Annotated in this window: 19 protein-coding genes and 1 tRNA gene; 2 read left to right on the forward strand and 18 right to left on the reverse strand. The window is 60.2% G+C overall.

The genetic code is table 11. The annotated features are described in order from the left end of the window. Positions 1–15: 15 nt before the first annotated feature. The 3 genes from DMX12_RS19645 to DMX12_RS19655 form a co-directional block, all read right to left on the reverse strand. A complete protein-coding gene (locus DMX12_RS19645; RefSeq protein ID WP_110679212.1) occupies positions 16–1,140 on the reverse strand; it encodes an FAD-dependent oxidoreductase in 1,125 nt (374 codons plus the stop codon). Positions 1,141–1,282: 142 nt separating this feature from the next. Further along, the gene (locus DMX12_RS19650) at positions 1,283–1,624 is read right to left on the reverse strand and encodes a Rieske 2Fe-2S domain-containing protein (RefSeq protein WP_110679213.1); all 342 of its coding nucleotides are present in this window, start codon (positions 1,622–1,624) and stop codon (positions 1,283–1,285) included. 2 nt (positions 1,625–1,626) lie between these two features. Next, entirely contained in the window at positions 1,627–2,568 is a 942-nt protein-coding gene (locus tag DMX12_RS19655) for a VOC family protein (protein WP_110679214.1), read from the reverse strand. A gap of 281 nt (positions 2,569–2,849) precedes the next feature. On the opposite strand from DMX12_RS19655, the gene DMX12_RS19660 reads away from it, so the two are divergent. Further along, entirely contained in the window at positions 2,850–3,797 is a 948-nt protein-coding gene (locus DMX12_RS19660) for a LysR family transcriptional regulator (protein WP_110679215.1), read from the forward strand. Positions 3,798–3,888: 91 nt separating this feature from the next. Then, positions 3,889–5,046: a S9 family peptidase gene (locus tag DMX12_RS19665; RefSeq protein WP_110679216.1), complete on the forward strand. Its 1,158-nt coding sequence runs from the start codon at positions 3,889–3,891 to the stop codon at positions 5,044–5,046. Positions 5,047–5,347: 301 nt separating this feature from the next. Here the strand turns inward: DMX12_RS19665 and DMX12_RS19670 are convergent. The 15 genes from DMX12_RS19670 to aspS all read right to left on the reverse strand — a co-directional run bounded on the left by DMX12_RS19670 (position 5,348) and on the right by aspS (position 17,622). After that, a tRNA-Lys gene (locus DMX12_RS19670) sits at positions 5,348–5,423 on the reverse strand. A gap of 57 nt (positions 5,424–5,480) precedes the next feature. Then, positions 5,481–6,155, reverse strand: a complete 675-nt coding sequence (gene queC, locus DMX12_RS19675; RefSeq protein WP_009684061.1) for a 7-cyano-7-deazaguanine synthase QueC — start codon at positions 6,153–6,155, stop codon at positions 5,481–5,483. Between the two features lie 17 nt (positions 6,156–6,172). Further along, positions 6,173–6,820 (reverse strand): 7-carboxy-7-deazaguanine synthase QueE, encoded by a 648-nt coding sequence (queE, locus tag DMX12_RS19680; protein ID WP_009684060.1) that lies wholly within the window; start codon positions 6,818–6,820, stop codon positions 6,173–6,175. A gap of 168 nt (positions 6,821–6,988) precedes the next feature. Next, on the reverse strand, positions 6,989–7,792 hold the full coding sequence (gene ybgF / locus DMX12_RS19685; protein ID WP_029887417.1) for a tol-pal system protein YbgF: 804 nt from the start codon (positions 7,790–7,792) through the stop codon (positions 6,989–6,991). A gap of 6 nt (positions 7,793–7,798) precedes the next feature. Further along, positions 7,799–8,299: a peptidoglycan-associated lipoprotein Pal gene (gene pal, locus DMX12_RS19690; protein ID WP_029887416.1), complete on the reverse strand. Its 501-nt coding sequence runs from the start codon at positions 8,297–8,299 to the stop codon at positions 7,799–7,801. A 54-nt stretch (positions 8,300–8,353) separates the two neighbouring features. After that, on the reverse strand, positions 8,354–9,655 hold the full coding sequence (tolB, locus tag DMX12_RS19695) for a Tol-Pal system beta propeller repeat protein TolB (protein ID WP_009684057.1): 1,302 nt from the start codon (positions 9,653–9,655) through the stop codon (positions 8,354–8,356). After that, positions 9,652–10,761 (reverse strand): cell envelope integrity protein TolA, encoded by a 1,110-nt coding sequence (tolA, locus tag DMX12_RS19700; protein WP_054905832.1) that lies wholly within the window; start codon positions 10,759–10,761, stop codon positions 9,652–9,654. Before tolA ends, tolB begins: the two co-directional genes overlap by 4 nt. Further along, positions 10,761–11,213, reverse strand: coding sequence for a protein TolR (gene tolR, locus DMX12_RS19705; RefSeq protein ID WP_003254760.1), 453 nt, complete (start codon positions 11,211–11,213; stop codon positions 10,761–10,763). Before tolR ends, tolA begins: the two co-directional genes overlap by 1 nt. A gap of 14 nt (positions 11,214–11,227) precedes the next feature. After that, positions 11,228–11,923 carry a protein TolQ gene (tolQ, locus tag DMX12_RS19710; protein WP_009684054.1) on the reverse strand — a complete coding sequence of 232 codons (696 nt, stop codon included), beginning with the start codon at positions 11,921–11,923 and terminating at the stop codon, positions 11,228–11,230. Between the two features lie 2 nt (positions 11,924–11,925). Beyond that, positions 11,926–12,378 (reverse strand): tol-pal system-associated acyl-CoA thioesterase, encoded by a 453-nt coding sequence (gene ybgC, locus DMX12_RS19715; protein WP_054911979.1) that lies wholly within the window; start codon positions 12,376–12,378, stop codon positions 11,926–11,928. A 125-nt stretch (positions 12,379–12,503) separates the two neighbouring features. Beyond that, entirely contained in the window at positions 12,504–13,550 is a 1,047-nt protein-coding gene (ruvB, locus tag DMX12_RS19720) for a Holliday junction branch migration DNA helicase RuvB (RefSeq protein ID WP_029887414.1), read from the reverse strand. Next, positions 13,547–14,164 carry a Holliday junction branch migration protein RuvA gene (ruvA, locus tag DMX12_RS19725; RefSeq protein ID WP_110679217.1) on the reverse strand — a complete coding sequence of 206 codons (618 nt, stop codon included), beginning with the start codon at positions 14,162–14,164 and terminating at the stop codon, positions 13,547–13,549. The genes ruvB and ruvA overlap by 4 nt, the downstream gene beginning before the upstream one ends. 109 nt (positions 14,165–14,273) lie before the next feature. Further along, the gene (ruvC, locus tag DMX12_RS19730) at positions 14,274–14,798 is read right to left on the reverse strand and encodes a crossover junction endodeoxyribonuclease RuvC (protein WP_029888028.1); all 525 of its coding nucleotides are present in this window, start codon (positions 14,796–14,798) and stop codon (positions 14,274–14,276) included. A 188-nt stretch (positions 14,799–14,986) separates the two neighbouring features. Further along, on the reverse strand, positions 14,987–15,733 hold the full coding sequence (locus tag DMX12_RS19735; RefSeq protein ID WP_110679218.1) for a YebC/PmpR family DNA-binding transcriptional regulator: 747 nt from the start codon (positions 15,731–15,733) through the stop codon (positions 14,987–14,989). A 113-nt stretch (positions 15,734–15,846) separates the two neighbouring features. Beyond that, the gene (gene aspS / locus DMX12_RS19740) at positions 15,847–17,622 is read right to left on the reverse strand and encodes an aspartate--tRNA ligase (protein ID WP_029888030.1); all 1,776 of its coding nucleotides are present in this window, start codon (positions 17,620–17,622) and stop codon (positions 15,847–15,849) included. Positions 17,623–17,709 lie beyond the last annotated feature (87 nt).

Genomic DNA, 17,709 nt, shown 5'->3' on the forward strand with positions numbered 1-17,709 from the left:
GCCGGGTTAAAGGCCTCAGATTGGCTTGGCAGTGACTTCCAGCATTTCCTTGACAAGCCCGATACGGTCGAAGTCGCGATCACGCGCCATCTCCTTCTCACCCGCCAGGAGAGATTTTTCGCCGATATACTTGCAGCGCTCGAAGCGCCGGGCCATGAAGCGCGCCAACTGCTGCCCAATATCTCCTTCGGCAGTCAGTTCCTCGCTAAGCACCAAAGCATCCTCGATGGCCATGCCGGCACCCTGGCCCAGATGTGGAGTGGTGGCATGCGCAGCGTCGCCAATGATCACGACACGGCCGCGATACCAAGGTTCGTTGACGAACACAGCTTCTAGGGGCTTGTAGACTACCTGCCCGTTGTCGGCGATCTGCTCGCGTAACTCGGCAATCAGCCCTCCCATGCCTTGCAGGCGCTGACGCATCTCGGCAGCCAGAGAATCATTGGGCATCCAAGGATTGCCTGGCTCATGAGAAGTGGTGAACATGTACATGAGCTCATCGGACAACGGTACCAAGCCGGCATTGCCCGCAGGTCCCTGATAGTTCGCCAGATGATCGATCTGCGGCATACGCGGGAAGTTGTAACGCCACACCGACTGGCCGGTGAAACGCGGCATGTACTTGTTGCCGAACAGCATCTCGCGCACTTTGGAGTACAAGCCGTCGGCCCCTACCACGAGGTCGTAGCGTGCGCGGGTGCCGTCGGTGAACACCACATCGACGCCGCGTTCATCCTGTTCCATGGATTGCAAAGTGGTGCCCAAGCGTACCTTGGCACCCAGTTCGATGGTCGTCTCGCTCAGTACCTTGTGCAGGGCACGTCGGGAAATACCAACATTGGCAGGGTATTGTGGACCGGCCAGACGCTGACCTGGGATGCGCACCAGTGGCTGCCCATCGGTGGTGTAGATGGCAACATCTTCGAAGGCATAGGCCGCATCGAGATAGGCATCAAGCAGACCCAACCGCGACATCTCACGCACGACATTGCTCTGCTGGATGATGCCGACACCGTACACCGTCCACTCGGATTTCAATTCGACCAGGTCGACGGCGATACCTTTGCGTCGTAGGGCGATGGCTGCGCAAAGACCACCGATTCCACCCCCGACGACCAAGACTGTCTTGACTGAATTCATGTAACTTCTCGCTTCTTGTTCTTATTTGAAATGGCCGCTGGTGGTGGTGCTGTGCAGCCTTGGCCACCAGCTTCTGGCCAAACCAGGAATTTGACTAATCGCATGTATGGATTCGATGTATCGCCGATCGCGATACCTCAACTCACTGCAATACCCGCTCATCGACCGTCAGCCAACCTCCCCTCTCCCTCCAGGGCACGGCTACCAATCGCTCTCCCAAGCAGGGTCCGAACACGCAAAGGCCGGTATCGGGCTCGAATTGGGCGCCATGCGCGTAGCAGATGACTCGAGAACCATCGGCAGACAGAAAGCGGTCCTTGCGATAGTGCAGAGGTACATCCAGGTGCGGGCAACTGTTGCGATAGAGATAGAAGACACCAGCGTGACGCAGGGCAAACAGGCTATCTTTGCCACGCTGCAACGGGTCGAATCCACGCGACTGCCCCTCCACCAGCTCATCGAGCCGGCAAAGCGCGACAAACATGCTCAACCGTGCTTTGGCGGCGGACCACCGGGTGCCCACTTCTCCCTGGAGGAGAAGAGGAAAAGCTGCGAGTTATCCGCGGACATCGGTGCTTGACGGGCCACCCACTGATCATCATGAGTGTCCATGTCTGCGTCGTATTCGATATGACAACCCAGCGGGCTGTTGAAGTACCAGAACCAGTTGGAGCCGAACAGATGACGGCCCGGCCCCCAGAAGCTGGTCCAACCCTTTTCTTCGAACCGCCGACCGGCCAGTAGCACCTCGGTACCACTGCCCATATGGAAGGTAAAATGTTCGCAACCGCGCATATGGGGCGGCGTCTGGATCATGAACAGGCAGTGGTGGTCGACCATTGCACCAGTGCGCATGAAAGGGCCGACTCCAACGAAGGTATCGGTGGTGACGAAGCCCAGGCGATCTCGGTAGAACGCTTCGCCCTTCGCGGCATCAGGTACGAAATACACCACGTGCGACAGCGTACGTGGGAGTGCTGGCATATCCGGCGTGATACCTGGCTTGTTGGCCGGGCGCTGGGGAGCAAAACCGGGGGCATTGGTCAGATCAGCCTCAGCGTCGAAGGCACTTCGGCAAGTAACCTGAAACGCCAAGGCGAAACCCAGGTCGTCGACACTGTGCAAGGCACCCTGGGCATCACGCACCACAGCCCGGTCACGTCCAAGCTCCTCGGCAATGGCGTCGAGGTCGGTCGAGGCCCCGACCCCATAGACTGTTTCGCGAAGGGAAGGTGCCGGCCCCATAGCGGGGGGCAGAGCCGGATCGTCGTGTCGACGAATAATGATGGCCGTACCATCGAGCGCTTCAAACCGCCCGCCTTCTTCGCTTAGTTCGATGGCGGCCAGACCGTAATCGCGCAGACAGTCGGCACAAGCCTGAATGTCATCGACGCCAAATACCAGCGCGTCAAGGCCAATGATGTTCATGACTACCACTCCATTGAAATTGTTCTTCCGGCGAGTTGGCGAGCCGCCGGTGGTGGAAGCCGGGCAGCTCACCAGCGCCGCGACTTGGCAATCAAGATGAGGCAAAACAGACAATGAGGACCAATCACGTATGGGGATGCGAGGTATCGACAAACGCAATACATCGTCACTCGCCCATCTGCAGGCGACATAGCTCGATCGTGGTGCAGGGCAGGTTGACTAAAGCCATAGTTGGCGGCAAATGTATCTTGAAAATAAATACAACGATCAGGATCTATGCCATGCGCTTCAACCACCTCGACCTGAACCTGCTGGTCGCATTGGATGTACTGCTGGAAGAGCAGAACATCACCCGCGCGGCCGAACGCCTCCATATGACTCAGTCAGCCACAAGCGGGGTGCTGGGTCGCTTACGGACATTTTTCGAGGACGAATTACTGGTGCAAGTCGGCCGCAAGATGCAGCCCACACCTTATGCACTGGAGCTGGCCAAGCCGGTACGCGAAGTGCTGTTGACCATTCGCTCGTCCATCACCACCAAACAGCTGTTCGACCCGGTCTCAAGCAAAAGGCACTTCAAGCTGATGGCTTCTGACTATCTGATCACCGTACTGTTCTCGCAGGTGATACAGAAAATTCACGAGCAGGCTCCCCACATTACCTTCGACATGATCGCGCCTAACGATGGCGACTTATTGGTCCGTGGTGAAATCGACCTGATGATCGTTCCTGAACGTTACGTAATCGAAGGACACCCATCGCACCTGCTGTTCGAGGAAGAACACGTGTGCGTGGTCTGGGCCGGCAATACCTTGGTGGGGGAGCAATTATCGCTCGAGCAATATATGGAACTGGGACACATCTCGGTTGGCTTCGGTCGCAACCGCAGTTCAAGTATTGAAGAATGGTTCATGACCCAGTACGGTTTCAATCGCCGCCTGGAGGTGATCACCCACGACTTCAATACCGTTGCGCAGTTGGTGGTGGGCACTCAGCGCATCGCCACCATGCACCGTAGGCTGGCATACCTCTACGCCAGATATCTGCCACTACGTATTCTCCCAACGCCTGTGAAGATTCCGGCCATGCGGGAATTCATGCTATGGCACCGCAGCATGGACGGGGACCCCATGCACCGATGGCTGCGCGAACGTATTCACGAATTCATCAAGACGGTCGATCTCTCGCCCCCAGGCATCGCGGCGCGTGATACCTCGCATCCAAAGTAACGATTGGCCAACTTGCCGAATGGGTCCTTAAGGTGACTCAGCACTACGCCTGCAAGGCGGGCGTGTCAGACGACCTCAAAGGACAACAAGAATGTTCCGTTACTTCCCTACCAACTACGTCTGGGATCTTTCCGTCAACCTGGCCATAGAGATGGGCGCGCGCATCGGCGAAATCGAAGAAATGTGCAAACCGCTCGCTGAAGCTGCCAAGCATCCGGATGCGGCCGGTACTGCGGCCTTCCGCGAGACCTGGGCAAAAATGGCCGACAAGCTTTGCAGCATGGCCGAGGAAGATGAAGCCGCAGGGCGCCTGTTCTCAGCGGGCGAGAAATACAGCCGGGCATCGACTTACTACCTGACCTGCGAGCGCCTTCAGGCTCATGGCGCTCCAGGTCGCGAAGCGCTTTATCAACGCGTGTTACAAACCTTCGCTCGCAGCATTGAGTTGTCCAAGGAAAACTGCGAGCGGGTAGAAATACCCTATGAGGGGGCGCATCTGTCCGGCCTGCTTGTACGCGCCGAAGGTGTTACTGGAGCGGCTCCGCTGTTGGTTCAGGTCAACGGACTGGACTCAACCAAGGAAATGAAGTATCGCGTTGGCCTGCCCGCTTGGCTGGCCAAACGTGGTGTGTCCTCTTTGATCATCGATCAGCCGGGTACCGGAGAGGCATTGCGCCTGCATCACCTGACCGCGCGGTACGACAGCGAACATTGGGCGAGCCGTGTGGTGGACTGGCTGGAAACCCGCAACGACGTCGATGCCAAGCGTATCGGCATCGAAGGCGTTTCCCTTGGTGGGTATTACTGCCCGCGTGCAGTGGCGTTCGAACCGCGCTTCGCCTGCGGCGTGGTCTGGGGGGCGAACCATGACTGGCGCGATGTACAAAAGCGCCGCCTGGAGAAGGAAGGTAGCTTTCCGGTACCGCACTATTGGGCTCACGTTCAATGGGTATGGGGTGCTAAGGACATGGAGGACTTCATGCGCATCGCCGAGAACGTGCACTTGGACGGCGTGCTGGATCGCATCAAGGTCCCATTTCTCGTTACCCACGGCGCTAGGGACTCGCAGATTCCCGTCAAGTGGGCCGAACGCACCTACGAGCAACTGGTCAACAGCCCAAAACGCGAGCTGAAGATTTTCGATGAGCGTATGGGGGGGGTACAGCACTCAAGCTTCGATAACAGTATCAACGCTGGCCATTATATAGCCGACTGGGTCGCTGAAACCCTCGGTGGTCGCCTCGCCTGACTGCAAGGGTCCTGTGGTTTTTCAGCCACTTCCCAGCTTTTACGATAAAGCTTGGAGGTGCCTGAAACAGGCCGACTCAGGCGTTTCAGCAAAACACCTGGCCCAGTTTGCGCAGGAGGCGGGCAGGCTCAAATGATTATTCTGGCCAGATAAAAGAAAAAGCCCGCAGCCTGTACAGGCTGCGGGCTACTTCATATTGACATCACGCTGAAGCGCGCCTAAGGTTCGCTCCAGACGGCAGCACGACTAGATTGGCTGTGACAGGCCTTCCCTTCCTAGTACATACGAACCGCTGTGAATATGGTGGGTCGTGTAGGATTCGAACCTACGACCAATTGGTTAAAAGCCAACTGCTCTACCAACTGAGCTAACGACCCGTTGGATGGCGCGTATAATACTGATTTCTAACGGGAAATCAATACCCTCTGATCAGTTCAAGCGTAGCGCGTCGGGTCGTCGACACCGGCAGCCCTGAAGCCATCGGCACGTAGGCGGCAGCTGTCGCACTTGCCGCAGGCACGTCCTTCATCGTCGGCCTGGTAGCAGGAAACAGTCAGGCTATAGTCCACACCACGGGCCATACCGGCCTGCACGATTTGCGCCTTGCTCATGTTCTGCAGCGGCGCCTGGATCCGGAAGCCCTGCCCTTCGACCCCGGCCTTGGTCGCCAGGTTGGCCATGCGCTCGAACGCTTCGACGAACTCAGGGCGGCAATCCGGGTAGCCGGAGTAGTCCACGGCGTTCACGCCAATGAAGATATCACGCGCCTCCAGCACTTCAGCCCAACCCAGCGCCAGCGACAGGAACACGGTATTGCGCGCTGGCACATAGGTCACCGGAATACCTTCACCGGGGGTTTCCGGCACGTCGATGCTGCTGTCGGTTAAGGCCGAACCACCAATACCGTCCAGGTTCAAGCCAATGACCTTGTGCTCGACCACGCCCAAGTCGCGGGCCACGCGGGCGGCGGCGTTCAGCTCGGCGCGATGGCGCTGGCCGTAATCGAAGCTCATGGTATAGCAGCTGTAGCCGTCGGCCTTGGCCATGGCGACCACCGTGGCCGAGTCCAGGCCACCGGACAACAGGATGACTGCGCGTTTTTCTGTCATGTGTATTTACTCCTCAATCAACGCCCGGGTTCGTCGTTCCACAGCAGCTTGTGCAACTGCAGCTGGAAGCGCACGGGCAGGTTGTCGGCGACGATCCAGTCTGCCAGGTCGCTGGCGCTCACCTGATGATGGCTGGGTGAAAACAGCACTTCACCGGCACGCTCGGCCAGGTTGTATTGGATCAGCTTGGAAACTGCCCAGTCGTAATCCTCGCGGGAACAGATGACGAATTTGACCTGGTCGTTGCGGGTCAGCTGGTCGATGTTCGAATAGAGGTTACGGTGCGACTCTTCGGAACCTGGGGTCTTCAGGTCTACCACACGACTGACCCGGGTGTCGGTGCCGGCGATATCCAACGCGCCACTGGTCTCCAGCGACACCTCGTAGCCGGCATCGCACAGCCGCTGCAGCAGCGGCAGCGCATTCGGTTGGGCCAGCGGTTCGCCACCGGTGACGCACACGTAGCGCGGCCTGAAGCCGGCCACTTGTTCAAGGATCGAATCGAGGGTACGAACGGTACCGCCACTGAAGGCGTAGGCACTGTCGCAGTACTGGCAGCGCAGGGGGCAACCGGTGAGCCGCACGAATACCGTGGGCAGCCCAGCCGTTCGTGTTTCACCCTGCAAAGAGTAAAAGACTTCGGTGATGCGTAATGTGTCTTGCATGCTCGCCACGGGCGTGACAGCTAAACAGGCTGCCCGCCTCCGTCAGGCACTGCCGCGGACTCGACATCGCGTTATCCGCAGCAGCGTGTTTACGAAAAAAGGGCCGTGATTCTAACGAAAAAACCCGCGACTGGCGCGGGTTTATTTCAAACGCTACTGCAAAGGGCCTTAGAGCTTTTGCAGGTCACGCTGTGCCAATTGCGCGGCAGAGGTGCCGGGATACTGGGTGATGACCTGTTGCAGGATGCTCTTGACCTTATCGGTGTGGCCCATGCGGCGCTCGACGTCGGCCAGTTTGTAAAGCGAGTCTGGCACCTTGCTGTGCTTGGGGTACTTTTGGCTGACTTGGGCAAACGCCTGGCTGGCGCCTTGCAAGTCACCCTTGGCCAGGTTCACCTCACCCAACCAGTACTGGGCATTGCCGGCGTACTGGCTGTTCGGGTATTTGCGCAGAAAGGCGGTGAACGCCTGGCTGGCCTTGTCGAAGTCTTTTTGCTTGATCAGGTCGAAAGCTGCATCGTAGTAGAGCTTCTCTTTCGCCGGGTCACCGGGCTCGCTACTGGCGGCCGGTTGTTGCGCAGCAGCGCCGGCTGCTGCACCGGAGGCGGCATTGGATGCACCACCGGAGGAATTGTCAGGGGTTGCGGCAGGTGCAGCACCACTGTTGATGCGACGGTCCAGGTCCTGGTATCGCTCCAGGTTTTCCTGCTTCATGCGCGACACATCGTTTTGCAGCTCTTCGATGATGCCTTGCTGGCGGGAAAGCTGGTCCTGCATCTGTTGCAGCTGCATGAACAGCTGGCCCTGTGCAGAGGCAGGGGCCGAAGCCCCCGACCCGGCATAGGCGCCGCTCGTGCCATAACCCGCGGGCGGATAACTGCCTGCGTTGTCATCTACTACAGGGACCTCAGCCCAGGCCGCGAGCGGCAGGCTGAGTGCGAGGACGGTTACTACACGGCGGCACATACGCATAAGAACTTACTTACGCAGTTCTACGCGACGGTTCTGAGCCCAGGACTGCTCGTCGTTGCCGGTAGCAACTGGACGCTCTTCGCCGTAGGAAACCACTTCCAGTTGAGCAGGGGAAACACCCTGCAGAACCAGGTAGCGCTGAACGGCTTTCGCACGACGCTCACCCAGAGCCATGTTGTACTCGCGGGTGCCGCGCTCGTCGGTGTTACCTTCCAGAACAACGCGGTTGCCGTTGGCTTTCAGGTCCTTGGCGTGAACGTCCAGAGCGCGCATGGCTTCTGGCTTCAGGTCCGAGCTGTCGTATTCGAAGTAGAAGGTGGTGATTGCGCGCAGGGCGGCTTCTTCGCTCAGGGAGCCGTCAACAGCGCCAGTGTTGGCACCGTAGCCAGCGTTAGGATCTACAGCAGCGCCTTCGCCTGCGTTGTCACCGCCCTTCGAGGAGCAACCTACAGCTACGGCCATGGCCAGAGCCAGCGCAGCAAATTTACCAAACTTCAGCATTTCCATCGTGAAACTCCTAATGAAACCCCAGTGTGTTAAGCAAAACGTATTACGCCGCAATCAGTTCAGGTAAGGGGACCAGGACGGTTCTCTGACTTCGCCTTGAGCGGTAGGAAGTGGGAGCCTCACGCGGCCATTAAGCGACACGAGCATCAAGACTCCCCGGCCCTGCTGGCGGGTGGCGTAGATTAGCATGGTGCCGTTTGGCGCAACAGTGGGAGACTCATCAAGACTTGTTTCCGAGAGAATCTTTACACTTCCGCGCTGCAAGTCCTGTGCCGCCACTTTGAAGTTGGTAAAGCCCTGTTGGCGATGAATCATCACCAGGGTTTTCTCGTCTGCCGAAAGTTTCGGGTTGGCGTTGTAGTTACCCACGAAGGTTACGCGCTCGGCACCACCCCCACTGACCGACTGTTTATAGATCTGCGGTTTGCCGCCCCGGTCGGAGGTGAAGTAAATGGTGTTGCCGTCTTTACCCCAGAACGGCTCGGTGTTGATACCAGGGCCGGCGGTTACGCGGCTGATCTGGCGCGAGGCCATGTTCATCACGTAGATGTCCGGGTTGCCGTCCTTGGACAGCACGAAGGCCAGGCGCGAACCGTCAGGCGACCAGGCTGGCGCGCCGTTCAGGCCCTCGAAGTTGGTCACCTGTTCGCGGCGGCCGGTATCGATGTTCTGCACGAAGATGCGCGGGCGCTTCTGTTCGAACGATACGTAGGCAATACGCTTGCCATCCGGTGCGAACCGCGGCGACAGGATAGGCTCGCGCGATTGCAGCAGGGTGACCGCACGTGCACCGTCGTAGTCCGAGCGCTGCAGGGTGTAGCGGGTATTGTTGGTGGAGAAGCGCTCGGCAGTCACGTACAGCATGCGGGTCGAGAACGCACCCTTGATGCCGGTGAGCTTCTCGAACGACTGGTCTGCAATGTAGTGCGCCATGTCGCGCAACTGGTCGGTGCTGCCCGCCACGCTACCGGTCAGCACTTGCTGCTCGGTGGCGACGTTGAACAGCGCGTACTGCACCTGCAGGCGACCACCCGACGGCACGATGCTACCGACCATCACGTACTGGGCGCCCAGGGCTTTCCAGTCACGGAAGATCACTTCGCTGGCCTGCGACGGCTGGCTGATCATGTTCTGCCGCGGAATCGGTGAATAGTAGCCAGAGTTGCGCAGGTCGTTGCCGATGATGTCGGCAATGTCTTCAGGCAACACGCTACCGCCCTGCATACCGAACGGTACTACCGCGATGGGCGTGGCCCGGTCGCTGCCGCTGGTGACCAGGATGTTCTTTTCCTCTGCCACCGCCAAGCCTGCCACGCAGCAGAGCAAGACCAGCAGTCCTCTCAGACGTTTAATCACAACGCTAGATCCTCAGGTGTAAATGTCATCTTGAACGAACGATAACGGTTGAAATCGCTCGGCTTCATACCCTGCATCTCGGTCAAACGACCAATGTTCTTGACCGCAGCCACCGCCGAACTGTCGAACGGGCCGTCACCACTGGAACGGACCACGCTGACACTGGTAACGGTACCGTCCGGCAACATGCTTACCTGCAGGGTCACCGTCATGCCCTTGCGCGCGGAAGGCGGACGCGCCCAACCCTCGGCCGCGCGCATGCGGATCAGGTCGTCGAAATCGCCGGCCACCTGGTCACCTTGCTCGTCAGCCAGGGCCTGCTGCCGCTCGGTGGTATCGGACAACAGCTCGGCCAGGGCCTGGGCTTTCTTGTCTTCTGCCGCCTTGCGAGCCGCTTCCTGTGCCTTTTTCTTCTGGGCGTCTGCAGCGGCCTTCTTCTTGGCCTCTTCAGCTGCCTTCTTCTTCGCGTCCTCGGCCGCCGCTTTCTTCTTGGCGTCCTCGGCTGCTTTCTTCTTGGCCTCTTCGGCTGCCTTTTTCTTGGCGTCCTCGGCGGCTTGTTTCTTCGCCTCTTCAGCGGCCGCTTTCTTGGCCTCTTCTTCGGCTTTTTTCTTCGCTTCGTCCTCGGCCTTCTTCTTGGCGATGTCAGCCTGCTGCTTCTCGGCGGCTTTCTTCGCCTCGTCGGCCTTCTTGGCTTCGGCGGCTTGCTTGGCCTTGGCGGCTTCGGCGGCCTTGGCCGCGTCCTCGGCTTTTTTCGCCTCGGCGGCTTCGCGAGCCTCTTCGGCCTTTTGAGCGGCGTCGGCTTTCTTTTGTTCCGCAGCCTTGATGGCCTCCTGCTCGACCTTCTTCTGCTCCAGCTGCTCGACTTCAGTCTGACGCGACGCGGTTTTCTTCGCTTCCCCGGCAATCTTCTGGTTGGTCTGGGTGGTCGCCTGGCTCTTGGACTTGAGCTGGTAAAGGGTAGCCTGGACGATTGGCTTGGAAGGCGGCAGCTCAGGCGTCATGGCAAAACTGACGAACAGCAAGCCGAACACCAGCACATGCAGACCGATGGCCCAGACACTGGGCCAGAAGTAGCTTTCCGAGGCGGATGGCTCTCGCTGTTGCATCAGGGCGCCTCGGTAATCAGGCCAACGTTACCGACACCGGCCTTCTGCAACCCGCCCATGGCACCCATGACCGCGCCATAGTCGACCGCCTTGTCACCCCGAATGAATACCTGGGTCTGCTTGCCCTGGTCACGGCCGGCGGCAATGATCTTGGTCACGGCATCGGTCATGGCCGGCAGGGTCATGGCCTTGTCCATCTGCTTGTCGGTATCGACTTCGCTGCCGAGGTTCCAGTAATAGGTCTTGTCGGCCTTGATGGAGATGGTGAGGATCTGGACGTTGTTGTCCTGCGGCAAGGCTTCGCTGGAAACCTTGGGCAGGTCTACCTTCACGCCCTGGTTGAGCATGGGCGCCGTCACCATGAAGATGACCAGCAGCACCAGCATCACATCGATGTAGGGCACCACGTTCATCTCGGCGACGGGCTTGCGTTTGTGGCGAACTCGGGCCATGGGCTTCTACCTGATTACTCTTCGCTGGTGTGCACTTTACGGTGCAGGATCGCCTGGAACTCGTCGGCGAAGGTGTAGTAACGGCCGATCAGCACTTCGCTGCGCGCGGCAAAACGGTTGTAGGCAATGACCGCCGGAATGGCCGCGAACAGGCCGATGGCCGTAGCCACCAGGGCTTCGGCGATACCCGGGGCAACGGTGGCCAGGGTCGCTTGCTGGGCGCTGGCCAGGCCGCGGAAGGAGTTCATGATGCCCCATACGGTACCGAACAGGCCGATGTACGGGCTGGTGGAACCGACGGTGGCCAGGAACGGCAGGCTCTGCTCAAGCTTTTCTTCTTCGCGCGAGATGGCCACGCGCATGGCACGGCCCACGCCTTCCATGACCGCATCCGGGTCTACACCCGGCTGCTGGCGCAGGCGCGAGAACTCTTTGAAGCCGGCACGGAATACTTGCTCCACGCCGGAATCCGGGTCTGGGTTGCTGCCTGCCTGACGGTACAGCTTGGACAGGTCGATGCCCGACCAGAAGCGCTCTTCGAAGGCATCCAGCGCACGACGACCGGCGCGCAGCATGGCGCTGCGCTGGAAGATCATGATCCATGAGGTGACCGAGGCGGCCACCAGGGTCAGCATTACCAGCTGAACCACCACGCTGGCATTGCTGACCAGACTCCACATGGAGGTATGGTCGACGACGTTAGCTTCCACGCTTATTCTCCTGCGTTCGATTGATTACCCGAGCCGTCCGCCGCAAAAGCGTCGCGCAGCTGGGGGGGTATGGCTCGGGGTTTGAAAGTGTCAGCACGCACTGCGGCCACCAGGAACTGCCCCTCGCAGAGCAGCGTTTCATCGTTTTCGCGCCAAACCTGCTGGACGAAACGCAGGCTGGCGCGATTGAGTTCAAGTACTTGCGCGGTGACCCGCAGTTGGTCGTCCAGCCGCGCCGGCGCGTGGTAGCGCGCTTCGCTGGAATGGACCACGAACAGCAGATTGTCTTCGGCCAGTTGCGACTGGGAGAACCCCAGGTGCCGCAGGCGTTCGGTGCGCGCGCGCTCCATGAATTTCAGGTAGTTGACGTAATACACCACGCCACCGGCATCGGTATCCTCGTAATAGACGCGACAACGGTGTGCGAACGGTTCCAGGCCATTTTGCGCGCGCATACTCTAGTGCTTACTCCTCGGCTTGCCAATCCGCTGTGGCAACTGTTTTTTCGTCATTAATGTCTTATTGCCAGCAACCATTCGGCGTGCCTGCGGTAGGACCACGAAAAGTCGGTTTCGATCTGTCATTCATCGCCCGGTTCCGAATAATCTGCGCCCTCCCCCAGGCGCCCTGGAATATTCAGGCCGAAGTGCAGGTAGGCATGCCGTGTGACAACGCGGCCACGCGGCGTGCGCATGATGTAACCCTGTTGAATCAGGTAGGGCTCGAGTACGTCTTCGATGGTATGGCGCTCTTCGCTGATGGCCGCCGCCAGGTTGTCGACGCCCACCGGGCCGCCATCGAACTTCTCGATCATGGTCAGCAACAGGCGACGGTCGGAATGATCAAAACCGCGCTCGTCGACGTCCAGCAGGTTCAACGCCATGTCAGCCACGGCCTTGGTGATCTGGCCCTTGCCGCGCACCTCGGCGTAGTCACGCACGCGGCGCAGCAGGCGGTTGGCGATTCGTGGCGTGCCACGGGCGCGGCGGGCAATTTCGTAGGCACCCAGGTCCTCGATGGCCAGGCCAAGAATATTGGCCGAGCGGCTGACGATGGTGGCCAGGTCCTTGTCGCTATAGAACTCCAGGCGCTGGACGATGCCGAAGCGGTCACGCAACGGGTTGGTGAGCATCCCGGCACGGGTAGTTGCACCGACGAGGGTGAACGGCGGCAGGTCGAGCTTGATCGAACGGGCCGCTGGCCCTTCGCCGATCATGATGTCGAGCTGGAAGTCTTCCATGGCCGGGTACAGCACCTCTTCGACAACCGGCGACAACCGGTGGATCTCGTCGATGAACAGCACGTCGTGCGGTTCGAGGTTGGTCAGCATGGCCGCCAGATCGCCCGGGCGCTCCAGAATCGGCCCAGAGGTGCTCTTCACCGAAACGCCCATTTCATGGGCGATGATGTTGGCCAGGGTGGTCTTGCCCAAGCCTGGGGGGCCGAAGATCAGCGTGTGGTCGAGCGACTCGCTGCGCCCGCGAGCAGCCTGGATGAACAACGACATCTGCTCGCGCACCACCGGCTGACCGATGTACTCGCTCAGGCTCAGCGGCCGGATCGCACGGTCCTGGACTTCTTCACGGTCGCGGCCACTGGCGGCGATCAGGCGGTCGGCTTCGATCACTTGGCAATCATCCCTTTCAGGCTGCGGCGGATCAGTTCTTCACTGCTCAAGCCAGCCTTGTCCTTGATCGCGGCAATTGCCTTGCTGGCTTCCTGCGGCTTGTAGCCCAGCGAGACCAGGGCACTGACTGCATCGGCCTCGGCGCTTGATGCGCTTGCGGCCGGCAACGGCCCATCCGACACCAGGGTAAACATGGCCGGCGAGGTTTCCCAGGCCTTGAAGCGGTCCTTGAGTTCGACCAGCAGGCGTTCGGCGGTTTTCTTGCCGACCCCCGGCACGCGTACCAGGGCCGAAGTATCCTGGGCCTGCACGCAACGTACCAGCTCGTCGACCTCCAGCCCGGACATCAACGCCAGGGCCAGCTTGGGCCCTACGCCGTTCAGGCGGATCAACTCGCGGAACAGCTCGCGCTCGCGCTTTTCGGCAAAACCATAGAGCAGGTGCGCGTCTTCGCGCACCACCAGATGGGTATGCACAGTGACGGTTTCGCCCACTTTGGGCAGACGGTACAGCGTGGTCATGGGCACTTCGAGCTCGTAGCCCATGCCATTGACGTCGATAATCAGGTGCGGCGGCTGTTTTTCCGCCAGGGTGCCGCGCAAACGTCCAATCACGTTCCGATCCTTCCTCTCGGGGAGCCGGTCAACGACCGCTCAACCCTATCAGCAAATGCGGCGGGTGAATGCTTCACCCGGACAAATTTTGTATCTGCGCATGAAGCGCTCAAAGACGCAAGCGCCCGCCGCGTCGGCGTGCGGTGGCCAGGCCATGGGGCACCAGGCTGGAACGGGTATGGGCATGGCACAGGGCAATGGCCAGCGCATCGGAGGCATCGATCTGCGGCTTTTGCGTCAGTTTCAGCAGGTGCATGACCATCATCATCACCTGTTCCTTGTTGGCCCCACCGGTGCCGGCCACGGCTTGCTTGACCTGAGTGGCGCTGTATTCAGCGATTTCCAGGCCGGCTTCGGCAGCGGCAACGATAGCGGCGCCGCGCGCCTGGCCGAGCTTCAGCGCCGAGTCGGCGTTGCGGGCCATGAACACCCGCTCGATGCCCATGGTTACCGGGCCGTGCTGGGTGATGATTTCACTGACACCACGAAAAACGATCTGCAGCCGCTCGTGCAGCTCGCCGCTGCCGGTGCGGATACAGCCCGACGCCACGTACTCGCAACCACGGGCGGTCTGGCGGACGACGCCGTAGCCGGTGATTCGCGAGCCGGGGTCGATACCTAGAATCAGAGTCATAGTGCCTGTCGTAAAAAACTAACGTTGCAAGCCCATAGGGGCCGCTGCGCGGCCCATCGCCGGCAAGCCAGCTCCCACAGGTACAGCACAAGCTTCAAGAAAAGCGCGGTACCTGTGGGAGCTGGCTTGCCGGCGATGGGCTGCACAGCAGCCCCAATAGCAGCCTTGACTCGGCGAGTCTGCAGACCTTAGCCGAGGTTTTCCATGATCTCGTCGGAAATCTGGGCGTTGGAGTAGACGTTCTGCACGTCATCCAGGTCTTCGAGCATGTCGATCAGCTTGAGCACCTTCTCGGCACCCTCCTGGTCAAGTTCGGCACTGGTGGTCGGCTGCATGACGATTTCCGCGTCAGCGGCCTTGAAGCCGGCCTCTTCGAGGGCGTTACGCACGGCATAGAAACTGTTGAACGAGGTGAATACCTCGAACGAACCGTCCTCGTTGGCTACCACGTCGTCGGCATCGGCCTCCATCGCCGCTTCCATCAACGCGTCTTCGTCCACGCCCGGCGCAAAGCTGAGCTGCCCCTTGCGCTCGAACAGGTAGGCCACCGAGCCATCGGTACCAAGGTTGCCGCCACACTTGGTAAAGGCATGGCGCACGGCGGCGGCGGTACGGTTGCGGTTGTCGGTCATGGCTTCGACCATGATCGCCACGCCACCCGGGCCGTAACCTTCGTAGCTGAGCTCCTCGACGTTGTCGCTTTCGTTGGTGCCAGCACCACGGGCCACGGCGCGGTCGATGATGTCGCGGCTCATGTTGGCGCCCAGGGCCTTGTCCAGCGCCAGGCGCAGGCGCGGGTTGGATGCCGGGTCAGGGCCGCCCTGCTTGGCAGCGACCGTCAGTTCGCGGATCCACTTGGTGAAGACCTTGCCTCTCTTGGCATCCTGGCGCTCTTTGCGGTGCTTGATGTTCGCCCACTTGGAATGACCAGCCATAACGACTCCGTTTTCCTTGAATCACAAACAGCCCCGCCCCATGACGGGGCGGGACGGGAAAATGCCTGCGCCGAAACGCAAAGGCGCATCCATGTGGATGCGCCCGGGACTGCTTATTCGACCTTGGTCTGTTCACGCAGTCGGATGTGCAACTCGCGCAGGGCCTTGGCGTCGACCAGGCCAGGGGCCTGGGTCATGACACACGCGGCGCTCTGGGTTTTCGGGAAGGCAATCACTTCACGAATCGACTGGGCGCCAGTCATCAGCATGACCAGGCGGTCCAGGCCGAAGGCCAGGCCACCGTGAGGCGGCGCACCGAACTTCAGAGCGTCGAGCAGGAAGCCGAATTTCTCTTCCTGTTCTTCGGCTTCGATACCCAGCAGGCGGAACACGGCCTGCTGCATCTCTTTGCGATGGATACGGATCGAACCGCCACCGAGCTCGGTACCGTTCAGGACCATGTCGTAGGCACGCGACAGCGCGGTAGCCGGGTTGGCCTCGAGCTCTTGCGGGGTGCACTTCGGCGCGGTGAACGGGTGGTGCAGCGCGGTGAAGCTGCCGTCTTCGTTCTCTTCGAACATCGGGAAGTCGACGACCCACATCGGTGCCCACTCGCAGGTCAGCAGCTCGAAGTCGTGACCCAGGCGGATACGCAGCGCGCCCAGCGCTTCGCTGACCACCTTGAACTTGTCGGCACCGAAGAACACGATGTCGCCGTCTACGGCGCCAACGCGGTCGAGGATGGTGTTGAGGTTGGCCTCGGGGATGTTCTTGACGATCGGCGACTGCAGGCCTTCGACACCCTTGGCGCGCTCGTTGACCTTGATGTAGGCCAGGCCCTTGGCACCGTAGATGCCGACGAACTTGGTGTACTCGTCGATCTTGCTGCGCGGCATGCTGGCGCCGCCTGGCAGGCGCAGGGCGGTTACACGGCACTTCGGATCGTTGGCCGGGCCGGCGAACACCTTGAAGTCGACATCCTTGAGCTGGTCGGCAACGTCAACCAGTTCCAGCGGGTTACGCAGGTCTGGCTTGTCGGAACCGTAGCGGCGCATGGCTTCTTCGAAGGTCATGTGCGGGAATTCGCCGAATTCCAGGTCGAGCACTTCCTTGAACAGCTTGCGGATCATGCTTTCGGTCAGGCCCATGATCTCGTTTTCATCGAGGAAGCTGGTCTCGATGTCGATCTGGGTGAATTCCGGCTGGCGGTCGGCACGCAGGTCTTCGTCACGGAAGCACTTGGCGATCTGGTAGTAACGGTCGAAGCCGGCCACCATCAGCAGCTGCTTGAACAGCTGTGGCGACTGCGGCAGGGCGAAGAAGCTACCGGCGTGGGTACGGCTAGGTACCAGGTAGTCGCGCGCGCCTTCCGGGGTAGCACGGGTGAGGATTGGGGTTTCGACGTCGAGGAAGCCATTTTCGTCAAGGAAGCGACGGATGCTGCTGGTGATGCGCGAGCGCAGGCGCAGCTTGTCGGCCATTTCCGGGCGACGCAGGTCGATGAAGCGGTAGCGCAGGCGGGTTTCTTCGCCGACGTCGGAGTACTCGTTCAGCGGGAACGGTGGCGTTTCTGCTTCGTTGAGCACGGTCAGCTGGTAGCCGAGGATTTCGATGGCACCGGACGCCATGTTGGCATTCACTGCACCCTCAGGGCGCTTGCGAACCTTACCGGTCAGCTGCACGACGTATTCGCTGCGCACGCGGTCGGCAGCGGCGAAAGTTTCGGCGCGATCCGGGTCGAACACGACCTGGGCCATGCCTTCGCGGTCACGGATGTCGAGGAAGATCACCCCGCCGTGGTCGCGGCGCCGATGGACCCAGCCGCAAAGGGTGACTTCCTGGCCGTCCAGGCTCTCGTTCAGTTGGCCGCAATAATGGCTGCGCATCATGATGGTGGTTTCGCTTCTCGTGATTCGTGTATTCGGTGGAGGCCTTGGCCGCCCGGAGGGCTAATACTGCAAGACCCGGTCACAGCA

Source organism: Pseudomonas sp. MB-090624 (assembly GCF_003205245.1).
Taxonomy (GTDB): domain Bacteria; phylum Pseudomonadota; class Gammaproteobacteria; order Pseudomonadales; family Pseudomonadaceae; genus Aquipseudomonas; species Aquipseudomonas juntendi.